General features: G+C 39.1%; 15 protein-coding genes. 7 read left to right on the top strand and 8 right to left on the bottom strand.

Going from position 1 to position 16,906, the window contains the following annotated elements; all coding sequences use genetic code 11:
• The first annotated feature begins 27 nt into the window (after positions 1-27).
• Both rlmC and ABN236_RS01095 read left to right on the top strand, forming a co-directional pair.
• Positions 28-1,161 carry a 23S rRNA (uracil(747)-C(5))-methyltransferase RlmC gene (gene rlmC / locus ABN236_RS01090; RefSeq protein WP_349473182.1) on the top strand — a complete coding sequence of 378 codons (1,134 nt, stop codon included), beginning with the start codon at positions 28-30 and terminating at the stop codon, positions 1,159-1,161.
• 105 nt (positions 1,162-1,266) lie between these two features.
• Complete coding sequence (locus ABN236_RS01095) at positions 1,267-2,466, top strand: multidrug effflux MFS transporter (RefSeq protein ID WP_349473183.1); 1,200 nt, start codon at positions 1,267-1,269, stop codon at positions 2,464-2,466.
• 107 nt (positions 2,467-2,573) lie between these two features.
• Here the strand turns inward: ABN236_RS01095 and artM are convergent, their stop codons facing one another.
• The 6 genes from artM to ABN236_RS01125 all read right to left on the bottom strand — a co-directional run bounded on the left by artM (position 2,574) and on the right by ABN236_RS01125 (position 7,966).
• A complete protein-coding gene (gene artM / locus ABN236_RS01100) occupies positions 2,574-3,242 on the bottom strand; it encodes an arginine ABC transporter permease ArtM (protein ID WP_075672481.1) in 669 nt (222 codons plus the stop codon).
• Positions 3,242-3,946: an arginine ABC transporter permease ArtQ gene (artQ, locus tag ABN236_RS01105; RefSeq protein WP_088493316.1), complete on the bottom strand. Its 705-nt coding sequence runs from the start codon at positions 3,944-3,946 to the stop codon at positions 3,242-3,244. The genes artM and artQ overlap by 1 nt, the downstream gene beginning before the upstream one ends.
• A 17-nt stretch (positions 3,947-3,963) precedes the next feature.
• Positions 3,964-4,698: an arginine ABC transporter substrate-binding protein gene (gene artJ / locus ABN236_RS01110; protein WP_023581291.1), complete on the bottom strand. Its 735-nt coding sequence runs from the start codon at positions 4,696-4,698 to the stop codon at positions 3,964-3,966.
• 14 nt (positions 4,699-4,712) lie between these two features.
• On the bottom strand, positions 4,713-5,441 hold the full coding sequence (artP, locus tag ABN236_RS01115) for an arginine ABC transporter ATP-binding protein ArtP (RefSeq protein WP_088493315.1): 729 nt from the start codon (positions 5,439-5,441) through the stop codon (positions 4,713-4,715).
• Positions 5,442-5,553: 112 nt separating this feature from the next.
• On the bottom strand, positions 5,554-7,011 hold the full coding sequence (locus ABN236_RS01120; RefSeq protein ID WP_349473184.1) for a DUF2867 domain-containing protein: 1,458 nt from the start codon (positions 7,009-7,011) through the stop codon (positions 5,554-5,556).
• Positions 7,012-7,063: 52 nt separating this feature from the next.
• Positions 7,064-7,966: a LysO family transporter gene (locus ABN236_RS01125; protein ID WP_075672475.1), complete on the bottom strand. Its 903-nt coding sequence runs from the start codon at positions 7,964-7,966 to the stop codon at positions 7,064-7,066.
• A gap of 341 nt (positions 7,967-8,307) precedes the next feature.
• On the opposite strand from ABN236_RS01125, the gene ABN236_RS01130 reads away from it, so the two are divergent.
• The 3 genes from ABN236_RS01130 (at position 8,308) to macB (ending at position 13,169) form a co-directional block, all read left to right on the top strand.
• Complete coding sequence (locus ABN236_RS01130) at positions 8,308-9,984, top strand: ATP-dependent nuclease (RefSeq protein ID WP_088493313.1); 1,677 nt, start codon at positions 8,308-8,310, stop codon at positions 9,982-9,984.
• A gap of 129 nt (positions 9,985-10,113) precedes the next feature.
• Positions 10,114-11,223 carry a macrolide transporter subunit MacA gene (macA, locus tag ABN236_RS01135; RefSeq protein WP_349473185.1) on the top strand — a complete coding sequence of 370 codons (1,110 nt, stop codon included), beginning with the start codon at positions 10,114-10,116 and terminating at the stop codon, positions 11,221-11,223.
• On the top strand, positions 11,223-13,169 hold the full coding sequence (gene macB, locus ABN236_RS01140; protein ID WP_088493312.1) for a macrolide ABC transporter ATP-binding protein/permease MacB: 1,947 nt from the start codon (positions 11,223-11,225) through the stop codon (positions 13,167-13,169). The genes macA and macB overlap by 1 nt, the downstream gene beginning before the upstream one ends.
• A 139-nt stretch (positions 13,170-13,308) precedes the next feature.
• Here the strand turns inward: macB and cspD are convergent, their stop codons facing one another.
• Complete coding sequence (cspD, locus tag ABN236_RS01145; RefSeq protein ID WP_023581298.1) at positions 13,309-13,518, bottom strand: cold shock domain-containing protein CspD; 210 nt, start codon at positions 13,516-13,518, stop codon at positions 13,309-13,311.
• A gap of 288 nt (positions 13,519-13,806) precedes the next feature.
• On the opposite strand from cspD, the gene clpS reads away from it, so the two are divergent.
• Complete coding sequence (clpS, locus tag ABN236_RS01150; protein WP_075672467.1) at positions 13,807-14,121, top strand: ATP-dependent Clp protease adapter ClpS; 315 nt, start codon at positions 13,807-13,809, stop codon at positions 14,119-14,121.
• Between the two features lie 30 nt (positions 14,122-14,151).
• Positions 14,152-16,443, top strand: coding sequence for an ATP-dependent Clp protease ATP-binding subunit ClpA (gene clpA, locus ABN236_RS01155; RefSeq protein ID WP_102949390.1), 2,292 nt, complete (start codon positions 14,152-14,154; stop codon positions 16,441-16,443).
• Positions 16,444-16,566: 123 nt separating this feature from the next.
• Here clpA and infA read toward each other — a convergent pair whose 3' ends face one another.
• Complete coding sequence (gene infA, locus ABN236_RS01160) at positions 16,567-16,785, bottom strand: translation initiation factor IF-1 (RefSeq protein ID WP_004244560.1); 219 nt, start codon at positions 16,783-16,785, stop codon at positions 16,567-16,569.
• Between the last annotated feature and the right edge of the window lie 121 nt (positions 16,786-16,906).

Genomic DNA, 16,906 nt, shown 5'->3' on the forward strand with positions numbered 1-16,906 from the left:
TAATCTCCATAACGGTCACAAAATCTTATGCAATGCGCACGATTTAGTGCGGGTGAATGTCATTCTTGTGAATGGCTTTCTCTTGCTTATCCTGAACAAATCAAGAAAAAACAGCACAGCTTATTAGCATTACTTCCAGAAGATTATGCTTTTGATAAATTAGCGCCTGTTGAAAGCGAACAAGCGCAGTTTCGCAATAAAGCAAAAATGGTAGTCAGCGGGAGTGTTGAAAGACCCGTCTTGGGCTTAAAAACCAAAGACGGTGTTGCTGTCGATTTATGCGAATGTCCACTGTATCCAGTTTCTTTTGCACCCGTGTTTTCTATTTTGAAAACATTTATTGCAAAAGCAGGGCTAGTACCTTATGACATCGAACGCCGTCGTGGTGAACTCAAGTTTATCTTATTAACTGAGAGCCGAAGTAATAACACCATGATGTTGCGCTTTGTTTTGCGTTCAGAAAAAAAACTAGAACAACTTCGTAAAGCACTTCCTTGGTTACAAGAACAGTTGCCTCAATTAGCGGTTATCTCCGTTAATATTCAACCTGTGCATATGGCTATTTTGGAAGGTGACCAAGAAATTATTCTGACAGAAAAAACGTTCTTGGATGAATCATTTAACCAAATTCCATTACATATTCGCCCTAGAGGTTTTTTTCAAACTAATCCAGCGGTGGCTTCATCACTTTATGCCACAGCAGGTCGTTGGGTAAGAGAATTAAATATTACGCATTTGTGGGATATGTTTTGTGGATCAGGGGGTTTTGGGTTGCATTGTGCAGACAAACTAACCCAATTAACAGGTATTGAAATTAGCCCTGAAGCTATTGAATGTGCACGATTATCAGCTCAGGAATTAGGGTTAGAGCATGTCGAGTTTCAAGCATTAGATTCAACAGGTTATGCATTAGCTAAAGAGTCTGTTCCTGAATTAGTGCTTGTTAATCCACCAAGGCGAGGTATTGGTGAAGCATTGTGCGGTTATCTCAATAAAATGAAACCTCGCTTTATCCTTTACTCAAGCTGTAATGCTCAAACGATGGCAAAAGATATTCAGCAACTTTCTCATTATCGAATAGATAGAGTGCAGTTGTTTGATATGTTTCCTCATACTTCTCACTATGAAGTCCTTACGTTATTGGTATTACAAGACAGCTAAGATATTTATTACAAAATAGTGATTGAGTGTTAGTATAAATCAGCATTTAACGCTCGATGGATAACATCGGGCGTTTTCTTTTTTATTAGATGGGCATTCTATTTTATGCAGAATTTAAAAGCGTTGTTATTAGTGATGGTGTTATTGGGGCCTTTGGGAATCGATCTCTATTTACCGACGATACCTACAATTGCTCAAGATTTAGGAAGTAGCGTATCCCTTATTCAATCTACTATCGCTTTATTTATTCTAGTCCTAGGTGTAGGGCAACTTATATCGGGGCCTTTGGTGGATAAGTTCGGTCGTAAACCAATCGCTATCGCTGGGATACTTATCTATATTGTGGGTTCTGTCATTGCAACCATTTCGACAGATTCAACGCTTTTTATTATTTCACGATTATTACAAGCTTCAGCGGTGTGCTGTACTTCTGTTGTGGCTTTTACCTGCGTTCGTGACTGTTTTAATGGTAATGAAGCCGCCCGCGTTTTCGGTTTTTTAAATGGCACGTTAAATATTATTCCTGCATTGGCGCCACTATTAGGTGGATTATTGGCTGAATATTGGGGATGGCGTGCACCTTTTGGGTTCTTGATTTTCTATTCAGTGCTTGTATTAATTTTGATCACTCGTTTTTTACCAGAGACAAAGCCTGAAAATACAGCTCAATCAAAACAAAAATTAGGTAAAACATACCTTGAGATTTTATGTAGTAAACGTTTTTTAACTTTTGCATTAGTGAATGCGGGCACTATGGGAATGGCATTAACCTATGTGTCATTTGCCCCAATTGTATTAATGAATGATGCAAAATTATCAGCGCTAATTTTTTCTATTGTTTTCGGTGTAAATGGTTTTTGGATAATGTTTGTCAGTTTTTATGCAAACCGTGTTATTCACCGTGTTGGTAGACCTATTTGTTTGATCTTAGGAAGCGGATTAATGGGATTGGGCTGTGTGAGTTTGTTAGGTAGCTTGATATTTATCCCTGCTGAAATACAAAATCATTGGCTGATTTATATGCTGCCCGTAGCAAGTGCTTGCGCGGGTCTTGCTTTTATTATGGGACCAGCGACAAGTTATGCTCTTGAGCCTTATTCACAAACAGCAGGTATTGCCTCTGCATTAGTGGGTTTTATTCAAATGGCGGGTGGTGCAGCCTTTGGTTTAACGGCACTGGCTTCACCAGTACAACCTAAATTAGCGTTAGCTATTGTGATGTTACTGGGTAGTTTATTAGCACTGAACGCTTACCGAGTAAGCCATAAAGAGTCGTTAATAGAAAAACAGGCTACGCAAGAATAGAACATGTATTTGTTGTTTATTCAAATATAAAAAAAACACCCCAGAGCGAAAACTACTGGGGTGTTTTTTTATTGATAGCTTGGCTTGCTCGTTTTGCTTGCTTGTTTTTAATTACGATGCTCAAACTCTAAGGCTTTCTTCTCAATTAATCGCATTAAGAGTGTCAGTATTCCGTTGATACACAGATAAATAATACCTGCTGCAACAAAAACCATCACATCATAGCTTTGACCAAAGACTTGTCGGCTATAACCTGTTAATTCAAGTAAGGTGATAGTACTGGCAAGTGAGGTACTTTTGAATATCAAAACTACTTCGTTGGAATATGATGAAAGTGCACGCTTAAATGCGTAAGGTAATATCACTCTTGCTGTTTGTACTGGTGACATTCCTAATGCTTGGCAAGATTGCCATTGTCCAGATGGGATCGCCCTTACAGCACCATAGAAAAGTAAGGTTGAATAAGCTGCACTATTTAATGCTAATGTGACCATTGCACAGAACCACGGCGTTGATAATAACTCCCACATTGTTGGGAAATTTTTCAACACAGGAAATTGCCCTGGACCATAATAGATTAAGAAGAACTGCACCAATAAAGGCGTACCCGTAAATAAGGTAATATAGGCTTTGACTATTTGGCTAATGACAGGTGTTTTGAGTGCCAAAACAAAAGTCATTAAAACCGAAAGTGTAAATGCAACCAATAGAGCCACGACTGTTAAAGACAGGCTTGTTGGTAATCCCGGTAAAATATCAACAATATAATCCCACATTATGAGGCACTCCGTTCAAATCGAGTCGTTCTCATTTCTAACCATTTCAGGATATATTGACTGACCAAAGTAATTGCCAAATAAATCAATGCAACAATACTATACCAAGTAAAAGGCTCTTGAGTTCGGTTAGCGATACTTTGTGTTTGTAACATTAAATCATTAACACTGATTAATGAGACTAAAGCGGTATCTTTTAATAGAACTAACCATTGATTACCTAACCCCGGTAAAGCATGACGCCACATTTGAGGCATGATAAAGCGGAAGAAAATAGTAATACGACCCATACCTAATGCTTGGCCGGCTTCCCATTGTCCTGTTGGTACTGCTTTTAATGCACCACGTAAAGTTTGTGAAGCATAAGATGCATAAAGAAGTGAAAGGGCGATAACACCGCAATAGAAAGGTAATGATTCAGTATCACCAAAATCAACTTGTAAGGTGAAAGCACCGAGATCAATTCCATCCATTAGCATCATGACACCTTGTAGGGTGCCATAATAGACAAAAAGAACCACCAGCATTTCTGGTAGTCCTCTAATTAGTGTTACCCAGCATGTTCCTAAGAAAGCAAAGGCTTTCCATCTCGCGGATTCCCAAGCTGTAAACAGCATAGCTAGAACTAATCCGATGATAAGAGCAGAAATAGCAAGTGAGACCGTTGTAACGGCCGCACCTGCTAGAGTTGTTATTTCATTCATTTATTAAGCTATTATTGTTATTCAAACCATTTTTTATAAATGACATCATAGGTGCCATCAGCTTTTACTTCAGCTAATGCTTTGTTTAATTTATCTTGTAAATCAGCATTACCTTTTCTTACCGCGATCGCAAGACCTGTACCAAAGTAGTTAGGATCTGCAACTTTGTCGCCTACAATACCTAATTCAGGATTCTTTTTCAGCCATTCATTAACAACAGCAGTATCACCAAAGATAGCTTCGATACGACCATTTTTAAGATCTAATACCGCATTTTGGTAACTGTCATAAGGAACAGTTTTCATCTCTTTGTGTTGTTCATTGATGAATTTCTGATGGGTTGTCCCATTTTGTACACCAATTTGTTTGCCTTTTAGGCTTGCTACATCAGAGATTTTACCCGTTACTGTGATAAATACTGCTGAGTTATCATAGTAAGAATCGGTGAAATCAACTTGTTTTTGACGTTCTGGCGTAATATCAATACCCGCCATTAACGCTTCAAAACGACGGAATTTCAGACTAGGAATTAAACTATCAAATGACTGATTGGTAAAGGTACAATCAGCATTAATTTTTGCACACATTGCATTGGCTAAATCAACATCAAATCCCACAATTTGATTATTCGCATCGATCATTTCAAATGGAGGATACGTTGCTTCAGTTGCAAAACGAATTGTCTCTTTCTCAGCCGCAGTTGCAGAAAGTGTAATACTGGTCAGAAGTGCTGCAAATAATATTTTTTTCATTGTCTGATCCTGATTTAGTGTGACAAGTAATTAGCAAAAGCTTCCGTTTGTGGAGCAGTGAAATGATAGTTATCACCTTGCTCTATAATACGGCCGTTTTCCATATATACAACTTTGCTCGCGGCTTTGCGTGCAATTTCAACTTCATGGGTCACAATGACTTGTGTAATACCCGTTTCAGATAGCTCTTTAATAATATCAACAACTTGAGCTGTAATTTCAGGATCTAATGCTGCTGTAGGTTCATCAAATAAGAGAACTTGAGGCTCCATCATTAATGCTCTTGCAATAGCAACACGTTGTTGTTGTCCTCCAGATAAATGCAGAGGAAAACGTCCTGCGTAATCACTTAAACGTAAACGCTCAAGCAATTTCATCGCTTTTTCTTTGGCTTGCGGTTTTGATAAACCTAATACACGACAAGGCGCTTCAATTAAATTATCAAGAACCGTTAAATGTGGCCATAAATTGTATTGTTGAAATACCATGCCCACATTTTGGCGTAATGAACGAATTGCCTTTGCATTAGGCTGTTGGCTAAAGTCAAAATGTAGACCCGCAATTTCTAATTCGCCTGAACGTGGCATTTCTAATAAATTAAGAACTCTCATTAGTGAGCTCTTACCTGCACCACTTGGTCCTAATAGAACCATTGTTTCACCGGCAGAGCATTCTAGATTAATATCATAGAGTGCTTGGTGCGAACCGTAGAAACAATTTATATTTTTTAATTGAATACTCATGCGTTTTTTCTGAATAGTCATTAACTGGTTCAAATAATAAAACGGTAAGAATAATTATGCAACTAAAACTGCATAATAAAGTGGTTTTTTTACGTAAAAATGGGTAATTTGGCTATTTTTTTTCACCGTCAGGTGAATTTTTATCCAGTTTGTAAGCGTTAGTACTTATGGTTTTAGCCATACCTTTGAAAATAAATAAGTGCGCAGGCATCATGGCGAACCAATAAAGTAATCCACTAAAACCTGCTGGGTGCCACCAAGCGCGAACATCTATTGAGCGAAGATTGCCACTGTCGTGGATCGTGAAAGAGAGTCTGCCTAAACCGGGAGCTTTCATTCCAAATAATAGAGTAAGCTGTTTTTCAGGCTCTAGTTTGATTACTCGCCAGCCATCAATCATATCGCCAAGTTCTAACGTTTCTCTAGAAGGGCGTCCGTAAGTGACCTTATTTCCAGCAATATCATCCATAATGGCGCGAGTTTTCCATAACGCATTGCCATAAAAATAGCCTTGCTCTCCGCCGATTTGTTGCACTGTATGCCAAAGGGATGCTGCGCTTGCCGGTGTAGATACTGTACAACCTGCATTTTTAGGGTAATAGCCATAACCGGGTTTCCAGCGATTACGAACAGCCGGAGAGTAACCCCAGTCTTGGTTATCTAAAGCGGCTTCTTCATCTGCGAGTGTTTCTTTTACCGCATCATCAAATTTAATGAGAGTCTGAGGAATAAGTTTGCGTAACGGCTCATCGTTGGCAGGGAGATCGTATTTAAGCCCTTGAATAAGCTCTTTAGCAATTGAGGTTGGTACTGAGGTTATCATACTGATAAAGCCCGCAGAAATAAGACTACCCGGCATAGGTAGCGGGATCAGCACTCGCTTTTTACCTGAGATTTTAATAAAGCGCTCAAAAAGAGTTTGATAGCTAATGTATTCAGGACCACCAGCATCAAAAATACGATGTTGATGAGTGGGGTGATGAATAATTTCAGTTAAATAGTGAATTAAATTTGTGAGAGCAATAGGGGAGGATTTAGAACGAACCCAACGTGGTGGCGTAAGAATAGGAAGGTTATAAACCATATCACGCATGATCTCAAAGGCAGCAGAGCCGGGTCCTACAATCATTGAGGTGCGGATTTCAGTCACAGGAACAGAGCTGGTTCTTAACACTTCACCCGTAAGTTTTCGGGCAATAAGATGAGGCGAATATTGTTGATCTTCATGCTGTAAGGCACTTAAAAAGATAATTTGTTTAACATCGGTGCCTTCTAACGCTTCTACAACGTTAATTGCCGCTTTACGCTCTTGTTCAACTAAATTATGTGCATCACCCATGCTATGAACAAGGTAATAAACGATATCCGTATCATGCATTACTTTGTTTAAGGTTTCTGGATCATGTAAATCAACAAAGATACAGCGTGTATTTTCCCAACCTTGAGACATCATCCAGTCAACTCTACGGGCACCTGCGGTGACCTGATGACCTTGTTTTATCAGAGCTGGAATAAGATTTTGACCAATATGTCCACTTGCACCAAGTACTAATACACGCTGTTGATTCATTGTTAATCCATTGTAAAAAGAGAACGTTATCGTTCTATTGTTACTGATTTTTCTATGAAGTAAAGAACGCCATCAAGATTGGTGTGATTAAACTTAAAACGAATCCATGCACAATAGCTGCGGGAACGATGGATACACCGCCACTTCTTTGTAATACAGGTAAGGTAAAGTCCATGGATGTTGAACCACAAATCCCTAATGCCGTATTTCTATAACGATTAACAATGATAGGAATAAGCATGATTGCTGCTAATTCACGCATTAAATCATTGAAAAATGCAGTACTACCAATAACGGGGCCAAATGCATCGGTAAGCACAATACCCGATAATGAATACCAACCATAACCGGATGCAATGGCTAATCCCATTTTCATCGGTAATCCTAGTAAGTAAGCCGCTAATGCTCCTCCAGCAAGTGCGCTAACACCCATAACGACGGCAACAGTTGTTCCACGACGGTTGATAAGAATTTGCTTTGGGCTCATTCCGCTATTGCGTAATTGTAAACCGACTAACCAAAGTAAGAAGATAAGTGCGCCTTGGCTGGCATGAGAGGCATAGTGGAAAATTGACCAGCCTGTTAAACCGACAAAGAAACCTACAACAACGACACCACATAATTGCAGTGATTCAAGTACCATTTTTATGCGTGAAGGGGGCTTGGACTGTTTATGGGCAGGGACATGCCAAGGATCTTTTTTATCCAGTAGCCATAAAAACAGTAAATTAGCGCCAAAGGTACATAAAAAGAAAACACTGGCATAAGAAAGAATTGAGACTAAGTTTTCACCAATATTATCTAGCATGGCTAAACTTACGCCCATTAGAAATAGGATAACGTAAACCATCGCGCTAAGTAGGCGGTTTGCCAGATGAAGTAATGGGCGATTGTTTAACTTAATCAAATACCCTACAAAAAGCGGAAGTAGGATAATCAATAACCCTGATAGCATTTCTATTCCTTACTGAGTGTGCTCAAATTATAAAATAAACTAATAACGTGAATCGGATTATAACATTTACTTATGATGTTGTGGATACAGAAATTAAGATAAATCTAAAATATTTATTGAAGGTAACGAGCCTACCACGTTTAGGTGTAAGAGGCTTTAATTGATTGAAAAGCGAACAAAATGGGTATATATCGAATAGTTGAGTAAATTTTATTACGGCTATCTTGAACTATGATTTAATGAAAATATCCATTAAGTGAAATTATTAGCTGATTAAGCATAAAATGAAGATAGAAGAATAAAATAAAACCATAGCTTAGTCGTAACTAACGAGGGAATTTATGTATTTAGAAAGAGTGGAAATAGTTGGATTCCGTGGACTTAATCGTCTCTCATTACCTCTTGATATGAATACAGTCTTAGTGGGTGAAAATGCGTGGGGTAAAAGCTCATTACTTGATGCGTTAACACTCAGTTTGGGTATTGAAACCTACCAATATGCATTTACACCTGATGATTTCCATCGTTTGCCGAATGAGCCGGAAGAAAATGGCAAAAAAAGCCTACAAATTATTTTAACGTTTACCGAATCTCGTCCCGGACGTCATCGATCTTACCGTTTCCATAAAATAGCGCCTGTGTGGGTTGAAAATGGTGATGATCTTAAACATATTTATTACCGAATTAGCGCTGAATTAGATGAGCAGAAAAATGTAAAAACATTCCGCTATTTTCTTGATAAAGAAGGAAAGCAAATTCGCTTACCTAATGGACAAACTCAAGAAATTATTGCAGAGATTGTTAGGCTTTATCCGGTTCTTCGCTTACAAGATGCGCGTTTTGTTCGTGATCTTGCCTCTGATGTTATCGATTCTCATAATAATCCTCATCGAGAAGCGTTTAATAATAAAATGAGCGAGCTAACCAAAGCGTTAGTCAAAAATCCTGACGAGTTGTCAGATGATGATTTACGTGAAGGTCTTGATGCAATGCAACAACTGCTAGGGCACTATTTTGCCGATCACGGTTCGTTGCTGTTTAAATCTCGCTCTCGTCATCGAAAAGTCAATGAGCCTCATGTACGTGGCTGGCATGCCTTAGAAAATATTAATAAAGTGTTGGCAAAACCTAATCAGAGAAGTATTCGATTAATTATCTTGGGGATGTTTTCTTCTATCTTGCAGTCTCGTGGTAGTGTCGCGCTTGATCCTTATGCAAGACCTATCGTGATTGTTGAAAACCCAGAAACACGTTTGCATCCTATTATGCTTTCGGTGGCTTGGGGATTACTCAATCTTTTCTCATTACAACGGATCACAACCACAAACTCGGGAGAGTTACTGTCACTTGCTCCATTAGAGAGTGTTTGCCGTTTAGTGCGTGATACCGATAAAGTTGCTGCTTACCGCGTTGGGGATCAGCAACTGCATTCTGATGAAGAGCGACGTATCTCTTTTCATATTCGTTATAACCGACCCTCTGCACTTTTTGCTCGTTGCTGGTTATTGGTTGAAGGTGAAACGGAAATTTGGCTAATGAACGAGTTGGCAAGGCAATGTAATTATTTCTTTGAAGCTGAAGGAATAAAAGTCATTGAGTTTGCTCAATGTGGACTTAAGCCATTATTAAAGTACGCAACCTATATGGGCATAGAATGGCATACCTTAGTGGATGGTGATGAAGCGGGTAAAAAATATGCCGCAACCGTTAAAGATTTTGCATCAAAAAGTAATGATGCAGAGCGTGATAGATTAACAAAACTTCCAGCCTTAGATATGGAACATTTTTTATACAAAGAAGGCTTTCGCAATGTATATCATGATGTTGCAGGTGTGCCAGATAATGAAAAATGGCCAACTCGACGCGTGATCATTAAAGCTATTCAACGTTCATCCAAGCCTGATCTAGCACTAACGGTGGCTAACAATGCGGCTCAACGAGGAGTAGACTCCATCCCTTCCATACTGAAAAGTATGTTTTCTCGTGTGGCATGGCTTGCAAGAGGTAAAGCGAATTAATTCGCAACACTTGTATAAGCAAGATAACTCCACGAGACCTACACTTATTTTATTTAGCTATGAGAATAGAACCTCATAGCTAATGCTTTGTATGATTTATTGCATCTTTATGTTTAAGAAGGAAATTTTATGGCTTTTTTATCTTTAAAAAAGCGAGGGAAAGTTCTCACCCTTATTTTAATTATTGTAGCAATTGCTACATACTTTTTTTTGCCAAAAGAGAAAGCACCAATATATCAAACTCAGCAGATCACAAGAGGTGATCTGTCAAAAGAAGTCACTGCAACGGGTAAGCTTGATGCTGTGCGTAAAGTTGATGTGGGTGCGCAGGTCAGTGGTCAGTTACAAACTTTGTTTGTGAAAGAGGGCGATGTGGTTAAAAAGGGGGATTTACTCGCCATTATCGATCCTAAAAAAGCGCAAAATGACGTCACCGAATCGCAAGAAACCAATAATGAGCTTAAAGCCAATCTTCAACAAGCACAGGCGGAATTGCGCTTAGCTCAATTAACTTATCAACGCCAATTAAAGCTTATTGGTACTCATGCGATTGCACAAGATGAACTTGATCGTACTAAAACTGATGTTGAAGTAAAAAAAGCACGCATCATCACTTATCAAGCACAAATTAAAAAGAACCAAGCTACGCTAGATACTGCGAGAACCAACCTGCAATATACGCGGATAACCGCACCTATGGATGGGGTTGTCACTTTTATTAAAACCCTTGAAGGCCAAACGGTAATTGCCGCGCAAGAAGCACCGACTATTTTAACGTTAGCTGATTTAGATACGATGCTGGTAAAAGCAGAAGTATCAGAAGCTGATGTTATTTATTTAAAGCCTGAGCTTAGTGCCTCTTTTACGGTTTTAGGTGCACCAGATAAAGCGTTCAGCGGTAAGTTGAAAGATATCCTACCTACCCCCGAAAAAATTAATGACGCTATTTTTTACTATGCCCGTTTTGAAGTACCTAATGAACAGCATTTACTACGTTTACAAATGACAGCACAAGTTAAAATTCTTATCGAAAATAAGAAAGATGTGCTTCTCGTTCCGCTTTCTGTATTAGGCGATGATGCAGGAATTAATGAATATTATGTTGATGTATTAGTTAATGGTCAGCCAGAAAAACGCACAGTAAAAATAGGTATGCGTACTGATGTTTATGCAGAAGTGCTCAGCGGATTAAAAGAAAACGATGAGGTTATTCTGGGTGAAACTTCAGGAGACGCATGATGCCTGCATTATTAGAGCTCAATGAGGTTAGCCGTTTATATACCAATGGTGAAGAAGAAACTGTTGTTCTCAATAAAGTCTCATTAACAATTAATGCTGGCGAAATGGTGGCGATTATAGGGGCTTCAGGCTCCGGTAAATCGACTTTAATGAATATTTTAGGCTGCTTAGATAAACCAAGTAGTGGTGAATATAAAGTTGCTGGTCAAAGTGTTGCGAAAATGGAAAGCGACCAACTTGCTGCATTACGCCGTGAGCATTTTGGTTTTATCTTCCAGCGCTACCATTTAATGTCGCATTTAACTGCAGAGCAGAATGTTGAAATTCCTGCGATTTACGCAGATAAAAATGCTACCCAAAGAAAAGAGAGGGCTCGCGAATTATTAGCACGCTTAGGATTAGGTGATCGCGTTGATTATCGTCCTAATCAGCTCTCTGGTGGTCAGCAACAGCGTGTAAGTATCGCTAGAGCATTAATGAATGGCGGTGAAGTCATTCTTGCGGATGAGCCAACAGGTGCATTGGATAGCCATTCTGGCAAAGAAGTTATGTCTATTCTTAAGCAACTCAATGAGCAAGGGCATACGGTGATTATCGTAACCCATGATCCTTTAATTGCGGCACAGGCTGAACGAATTATAGAGATAAAAGACGGTAAAATTATTAATGATAATTGCCATCAAACAACGGCAAATAAAGTTAAAAAAGAGACAACAACCGTTTTAGCTTCTTCTTATTTGGGGCAAATATTTGGGCGTTTTACACAAGCATTAGATATGGCTTGGCGTGCAATGGTGGTGAACAAAGTACGCACTTTGCTAACGATGCTTGGCATTATTATTGGTATTGCCTCTGTCGTTACGATTATTGTGATTGGTGATGCAGCTAAAAGCATGGTGTTGGCGGATATAAAAGCGATTGGCTCTAATACTATTGATATCTATCCCGGGAAAGATTTTGGGAGTGATTCACCAGAAGATAGACAAGCATTGACGCTGCAAGATGTCTTCGCTTTAAAGCAGCAGTCATATGTACAAGCTGTTACACCACAAGTTCAATTTAGTACTCGATTACGTCGTGGAAACCAAGATTCACCAGCATCTGTTGCGGGAGTTAGTGACGATTATTTCACAGTGTATGCCATGAAGTTTTCGCAAGGTCGCTCGTTTACATCTGATATGATCCAACGCCAAGCTCAAGTTGTTGTTATTGATGAAAATACGCGTCAGCGGTTCTTTCCTACTAAAAAAGAGGTTATTGGTGAACAAATCATTATTCGCAATATTCCCTCTACGATTGTTGGTGTCATTGCTGAGAAAAAATCGGCTTTTGGTAATGGTCAATCCCTCAAAGTATGGGTGCCTTACAGTACACTAAATAGCCGCATTTTAAATCGAAGCTATCTTGATAGTATTACAGTAAGAGCAACTGAAGGTTATGACGCCAGTGTTGCAGAACAACAAATTATCCGTTTATTAACGATTAGGCATGGTAAAAAAGATATTTTTACTTATAACCTTGATAGCTTTATTAAGGCAGCCGAAAGTACCACTCAAACCATGCAACTGTTTCTCACTTTAGTGGCCGTTATTTCATTAGTAGTAGGTGGGATTGGTGTAATGAATATTATGCTGGTTTCAGTAACAGAAAGAACGAGAGAAATTGGTATTAGAATGGCGGTAGGTGCCAGAGCGAGTGATGTGATGCAGCAATTCCTTATAGAATCTGTATTAGTTTGCTTAGTCGGCGGATTACTGGGAATTGGCCTTTCATTTGGTATTGCTATGGTAGCAAGTATTATGTTGCCTGATTGGCATTTTGTATTCCAGCCTATCGCATTAGTGAGTGCTTTTATTTGTTCGACTGCCATTGGGGTTATTTTTGGATTTTTACCAGCAAGAAGTGCGGCAAAAATGAATCCAATAGATGCCCTAGCGAGAGAATAATCCAAACTATAAGATAAAAGCCCTTGGAATATAAAGGGCTTTTATTTGAATGAATTAGGCATTCTATTTAACTAAAAATACCCAACTATTGAGAGTAAAAGGTATTTTTATCGGGTTTATCTATACTGTAAATTATCTTCTATTCAATGATAGGAATGATAAGGTCAGCATGATCACCTTTAGGCCCTTTTATCGTGCTATAATTAACTTTCTGCCCCGCTTTAAGTGTGCGGTAACCTTCCATTCTGATTGTTGAATAGTGGGCAAAAATATCATCGCCACCTTTTGCAGGGGTAATAAAACCAAAGCCCTTAGCATTATTGAACCACTTTACTGTACCTGTCTCCATACTTAGCTTCTCTCATATACTTGTATTTATTTGTTTAACATCACTTTCAGTATATTTACTGAGCTGTTCATAAAACATACTCTATTTTATTGTTTCAATCGTCAAGAGGTGAGGGGGATAGAAAGTGTTTCGAGTAGGTGAAATTTTGATGTAGCTAACGCTTTGTAATTTTTTGAATGTAAAAAGTAGGAATAAAAAAGCGTTGATAGGCAGACTTTCCTGTGAGATGGTAAACTAAATGTCATAATTGAAAGTGGCGTTTAACAAAACTATGAGTAATACAAAACAATGGGTCAGTTTGATTTTTTAACAGAAACCACGTTAAGGGAAGATGTTCATCAGAAAAATGAGCCACCAGCAATGTATAAGGTGATCTTGAATAATGATGATTACACCCCCATGGATTTTGTTGTAGAAGTGCTTACGATGTATTTTTTCCTTAGCGAGGAAAAAGCAACACAAATTATGTTGGACGTTCATCATAAAGGAAAAGGAGTTTGTGGGGTTTATAGTGCGGATATTGCCGAAACAAAAGTGGCTCAAGTTAATCTGTATGCGAGAGAAAACGAATACCCACTTTTGTGTACTCTTGAACAGGCATGATCCGGTTAGTCTTTTAAGGAGGAGGTGCTTATGCTTAATCACGAATTAGAGCTGAGTCTTAATGTTGCATTCGCGAAAGCCCGTGATAACAGACACGAATTTATGACTGTAGAGCACCTGTTGTTGGCGCTATTAAGTAATAAATCGGCACGCGAAGCATTGGAAGCTTGTAAAGTCGATCTGGCAGTCTTACGCGAAGAACTTGAAGTCTTTATTCGTAAAACAACCCCAATTTTGCCTGAAAATGTGGACAGAGAAACACAGCCAACGCTGAGTTTTCAGCGTGTATTACAGCGCGCTGTTTTTCACGTTCAATCATCAGGCAAAAATGAAGTCTCTGGCGCTAATGTGCTGGTGGCTATTTTTAGTGAACAAGAATCTCACGCAGCTTACTTATTACGTAAACACGACGTTAGTCGCCTTGATGTCGTTAATTTTATTTCTCATGGCATTTCGAAAGAAGATCAACAAAACGAAGATCTTTCTGATATGAATGATATGAATGCGCAATCTCAACAAGAGATGCCGCAAGGCGACGATCATATGGATAATTTTACCACTAACCTTAATCAGTTAGCACGCCAAGGTAAAATTGATCCCCTAATTGGGCGTCAAGCTGAATTAGAAAGAACAATCCAAGTGTTATGCCGTCGTCGCAAAAATAACCCATTATTAGTGGGTGAATCTGGAGTCGGTAAAACAGCTATCGCAGAAGGGCTTGCATGGCGTATTGAGCAAGATGATGTGCCTGATGTGATGAAAGGCTATACCATTTACTCACTTGATATTGGTTCGCTCTTAGCGGGAACTAAATACCGTGGTGATTTCGAAAAACGTTTTAAAGCATTACTGAAAACCCTGGAAAAAGATGAAAAAAGCATCTTATTTATTGATGAGATCCACACCATTATCGGTGCGGGAGCTGCATCAGGTGGACAAGTTGATGCGGCAAACTTAATTAAGCCATTATTATCTGGTGGTCGAATTCGCGTTATAGGCTCTACGACCTATCAAGAATTTAGCAATATCTTTGAAAAGGACAGAGCACTTGCGCGTCGTTTCCAAAAAATTGATGTGACTGAACCATCCCCAGATGAAACAGTCTTGATCATCAAAGGATTGCGCCAAAAATACGAAGCGCACCACGATGTACGTTATACCAATAAAGCCATTCAGGCAGCGGTGGACTTATCAGTTAAGTACATCACAGATAGGCATCTACCTGATAAAGCTATTGATGTTATTGACGAAGCGGGTGCAAAAACACGTTTAGTTGCACCAAGCAAACGTAAAAAAACCATTAATGTCTCAGATATTGAATCTGTTGTGGCTAAAATTGCACGTATTCCTGAAAAAACAGTTTCTAGCAGCGATAAATCAATGCTGAAAAACCTCGATAACCAATTAAAAATGTTGGTATTCGGTCAGGATCAAGCGATCCACGCCTTGTCTGAATCGATAAAGATGAGTCGTGCAGGATTAAGCCAAGATAATAAACCGGTAGGTTCATTCTTATTTGCGGGCCCTACTGGGGTAGGTAAAACAGAAGTCACTGTACAGCTAGCGAAAGCGTTGAATGTGAAGTTGCTACGCTTTGATATGTCTGAATATATGGAAAGACATACGGTCAGCCGTTTAATTGGTGCTCCTCCTGGTTATGTTGGTTTTGATCAAGGTGGATTATTAACAGACGCTGTTATTAAAAATCCATATTCCGTAGTGTTACTTGATGAAATTGAGAAAGCACATCCTGATGTGTTCAATATTCTGTTACAGGTAATGGATAACGGTACATTGACGGATAACAACGGTCGTAAAGCAGATTTCCGTAATGTTATTTTAGTGATGACAACCAATGCGGGTGTACGTGAAACGCAACGTAAATCAATTGGGTTTACAGAGCAAGATAACAGCACTGATGCGATGGTTGAAATCAAAAAGGCCTTCTCACCTGAATTCCGTAACCGTTTAGATAGTATTATTTGGTTTAATGCATTATCACCAGAAATTATCTCTATGGTCGTGGATAAATTTATTGTCGAACTACAAGTGCAGTTAGATGATAAAGGGGTATCGCTAGAAGTTAGCCAAGAAGCACGCCAATGGTTGTGTGATAAAGGCTATGACAGAGCGATGGGCGCAAGACCAATGGCGCGTGTCATTCAAGAAAACTTGAAAAAACCATTAGCTAACGAAATTTTATTTGGTTCTCTTGTCAATGGTGGCTCGGTTTCTGTGACACTAGATAAACTGGCAGGCAAATTGAATTATGAGTTTGTTAGCCAAGAAAAACTGGCGAAGAATGAAGATACCGTTATCTAAAGATAGCGGTTAATTTCACTAAGCTATAAAAGCGTACACCACAGGTGAGCATCAATAAATGCCTTGCCTGTGGTGTTTTTTTTCACCCGTTATATGACAATAACGGGAGAGAACAGATTGGGATCAACGGCTACGGAAGATGATACGGCCTTTGCTCAGGTCATATGGGGTCAGCTCAACGGTAACCTTGTCGCCTGTCAGGATACGAATATAGTTTTTACGCATTTTTCCTGAGATATGAGCGGTAACGACGTGTCCGTTTTCTAATTCTACGCGGAACATCGTGTTTGGCAGAGTATCCAGTACAGTGCCTTGCATTTCAATGTTGTCTTCTTTGGCCATCTAATCCTCTAAGTTTTAATAACCATATTTTTTAAACGGCAAGATAATGCCGAAAATATTGTCCTATGTAAAGGAATGTTATTGGATAGCAATGGTGTTCACCTTGCTATTGCACTTAACA

Source organism: Proteus sp. fly-1013 (assembly GCF_040140245.1).
Classification (GTDB): Bacteria; Pseudomonadota; Gammaproteobacteria; order Enterobacterales; family Enterobacteriaceae; genus Proteus; species Proteus mirabilis_B.

Excerpts from the sequence above, each read along its gene's own strand:
- ABN236_RS01095 (WP_349473183.1), top strand. The coding sequence starts at position 1,267 with ATGCAGAATTTAAAAGCGTTGTTATTAGTGATGGTGTTATTGGGGCCT.
- infA (WP_004244560.1), bottom strand. The coding sequence starts at position 16,785 with ATGGCCAAAGAAGACAACATTGAAATGCAAGGCACTGTACTGGATACT.
- artM (WP_075672481.1), bottom strand. The coding sequence starts at position 3,242 with ATGTGGGATTATATTGTTGATATTTTACCGGGATTACCAACAAGCCTG.
- ABN236_RS01130 (WP_088493313.1), top strand. The coding sequence starts at position 8,308 with ATGTATTTAGAAAGAGTGGAAATAGTTGGATTCCGTGGACTTAATCGT.
- rlmC (WP_349473182.1), top strand. The coding sequence starts at position 28 with ATGCAATGCGCACGATTTAGTGCGGGTGAATGTCATTCTTGTGAATGG.
- ABN236_RS01125 (WP_075672475.1), bottom strand. The coding sequence starts at position 7,966 with ATGCTATCAGGGTTATTGATTATCCTACTTCCGCTTTTTGTAGGGTAT.
- cspD (WP_023581298.1), bottom strand. The coding sequence starts at position 13,518 with ATGGAGACAGGTACAGTAAAGTGGTTCAATAATGCTAAGGGCTTTGGT.
- artP (WP_088493315.1), bottom strand. The coding sequence starts at position 5,441 with ATGAGTATTCAATTAAAAAATATAAATTGTTTCTACGGTTCGCACCAA.
- clpS (WP_075672467.1), top strand. The coding sequence starts at position 13,807 with ATGGGTCAGTTTGATTTTTTAACAGAAACCACGTTAAGGGAAGATGTT.
- artJ (WP_023581291.1), bottom strand. The coding sequence starts at position 4,698 with ATGAAAAAAATATTATTTGCAGCACTTCTGACCAGTATTACACTTTCT.
- ABN236_RS01120 (WP_349473184.1), bottom strand. The coding sequence starts at position 7,011 with ATGAATCAACAGCGTGTATTAGTACTTGGTGCAAGTGGACATATTGGT.
- artQ (WP_088493316.1), bottom strand. The coding sequence starts at position 3,946 with ATGAATGAAATAACAACTCTAGCAGGTGCGGCCGTTACAACGGTCTCA.
- macB (WP_088493312.1), top strand. The coding sequence starts at position 11,223 with ATGCCTGCATTATTAGAGCTCAATGAGGTTAGCCGTTTATATACCAAT.
- macA (WP_349473185.1), top strand. The coding sequence starts at position 10,114 with ATGGCTTTTTTATCTTTAAAAAAGCGAGGGAAAGTTCTCACCCTTATT.
- clpA (WP_102949390.1), top strand. The coding sequence starts at position 14,152 with ATGCTTAATCACGAATTAGAGCTGAGTCTTAATGTTGCATTCGCGAAA.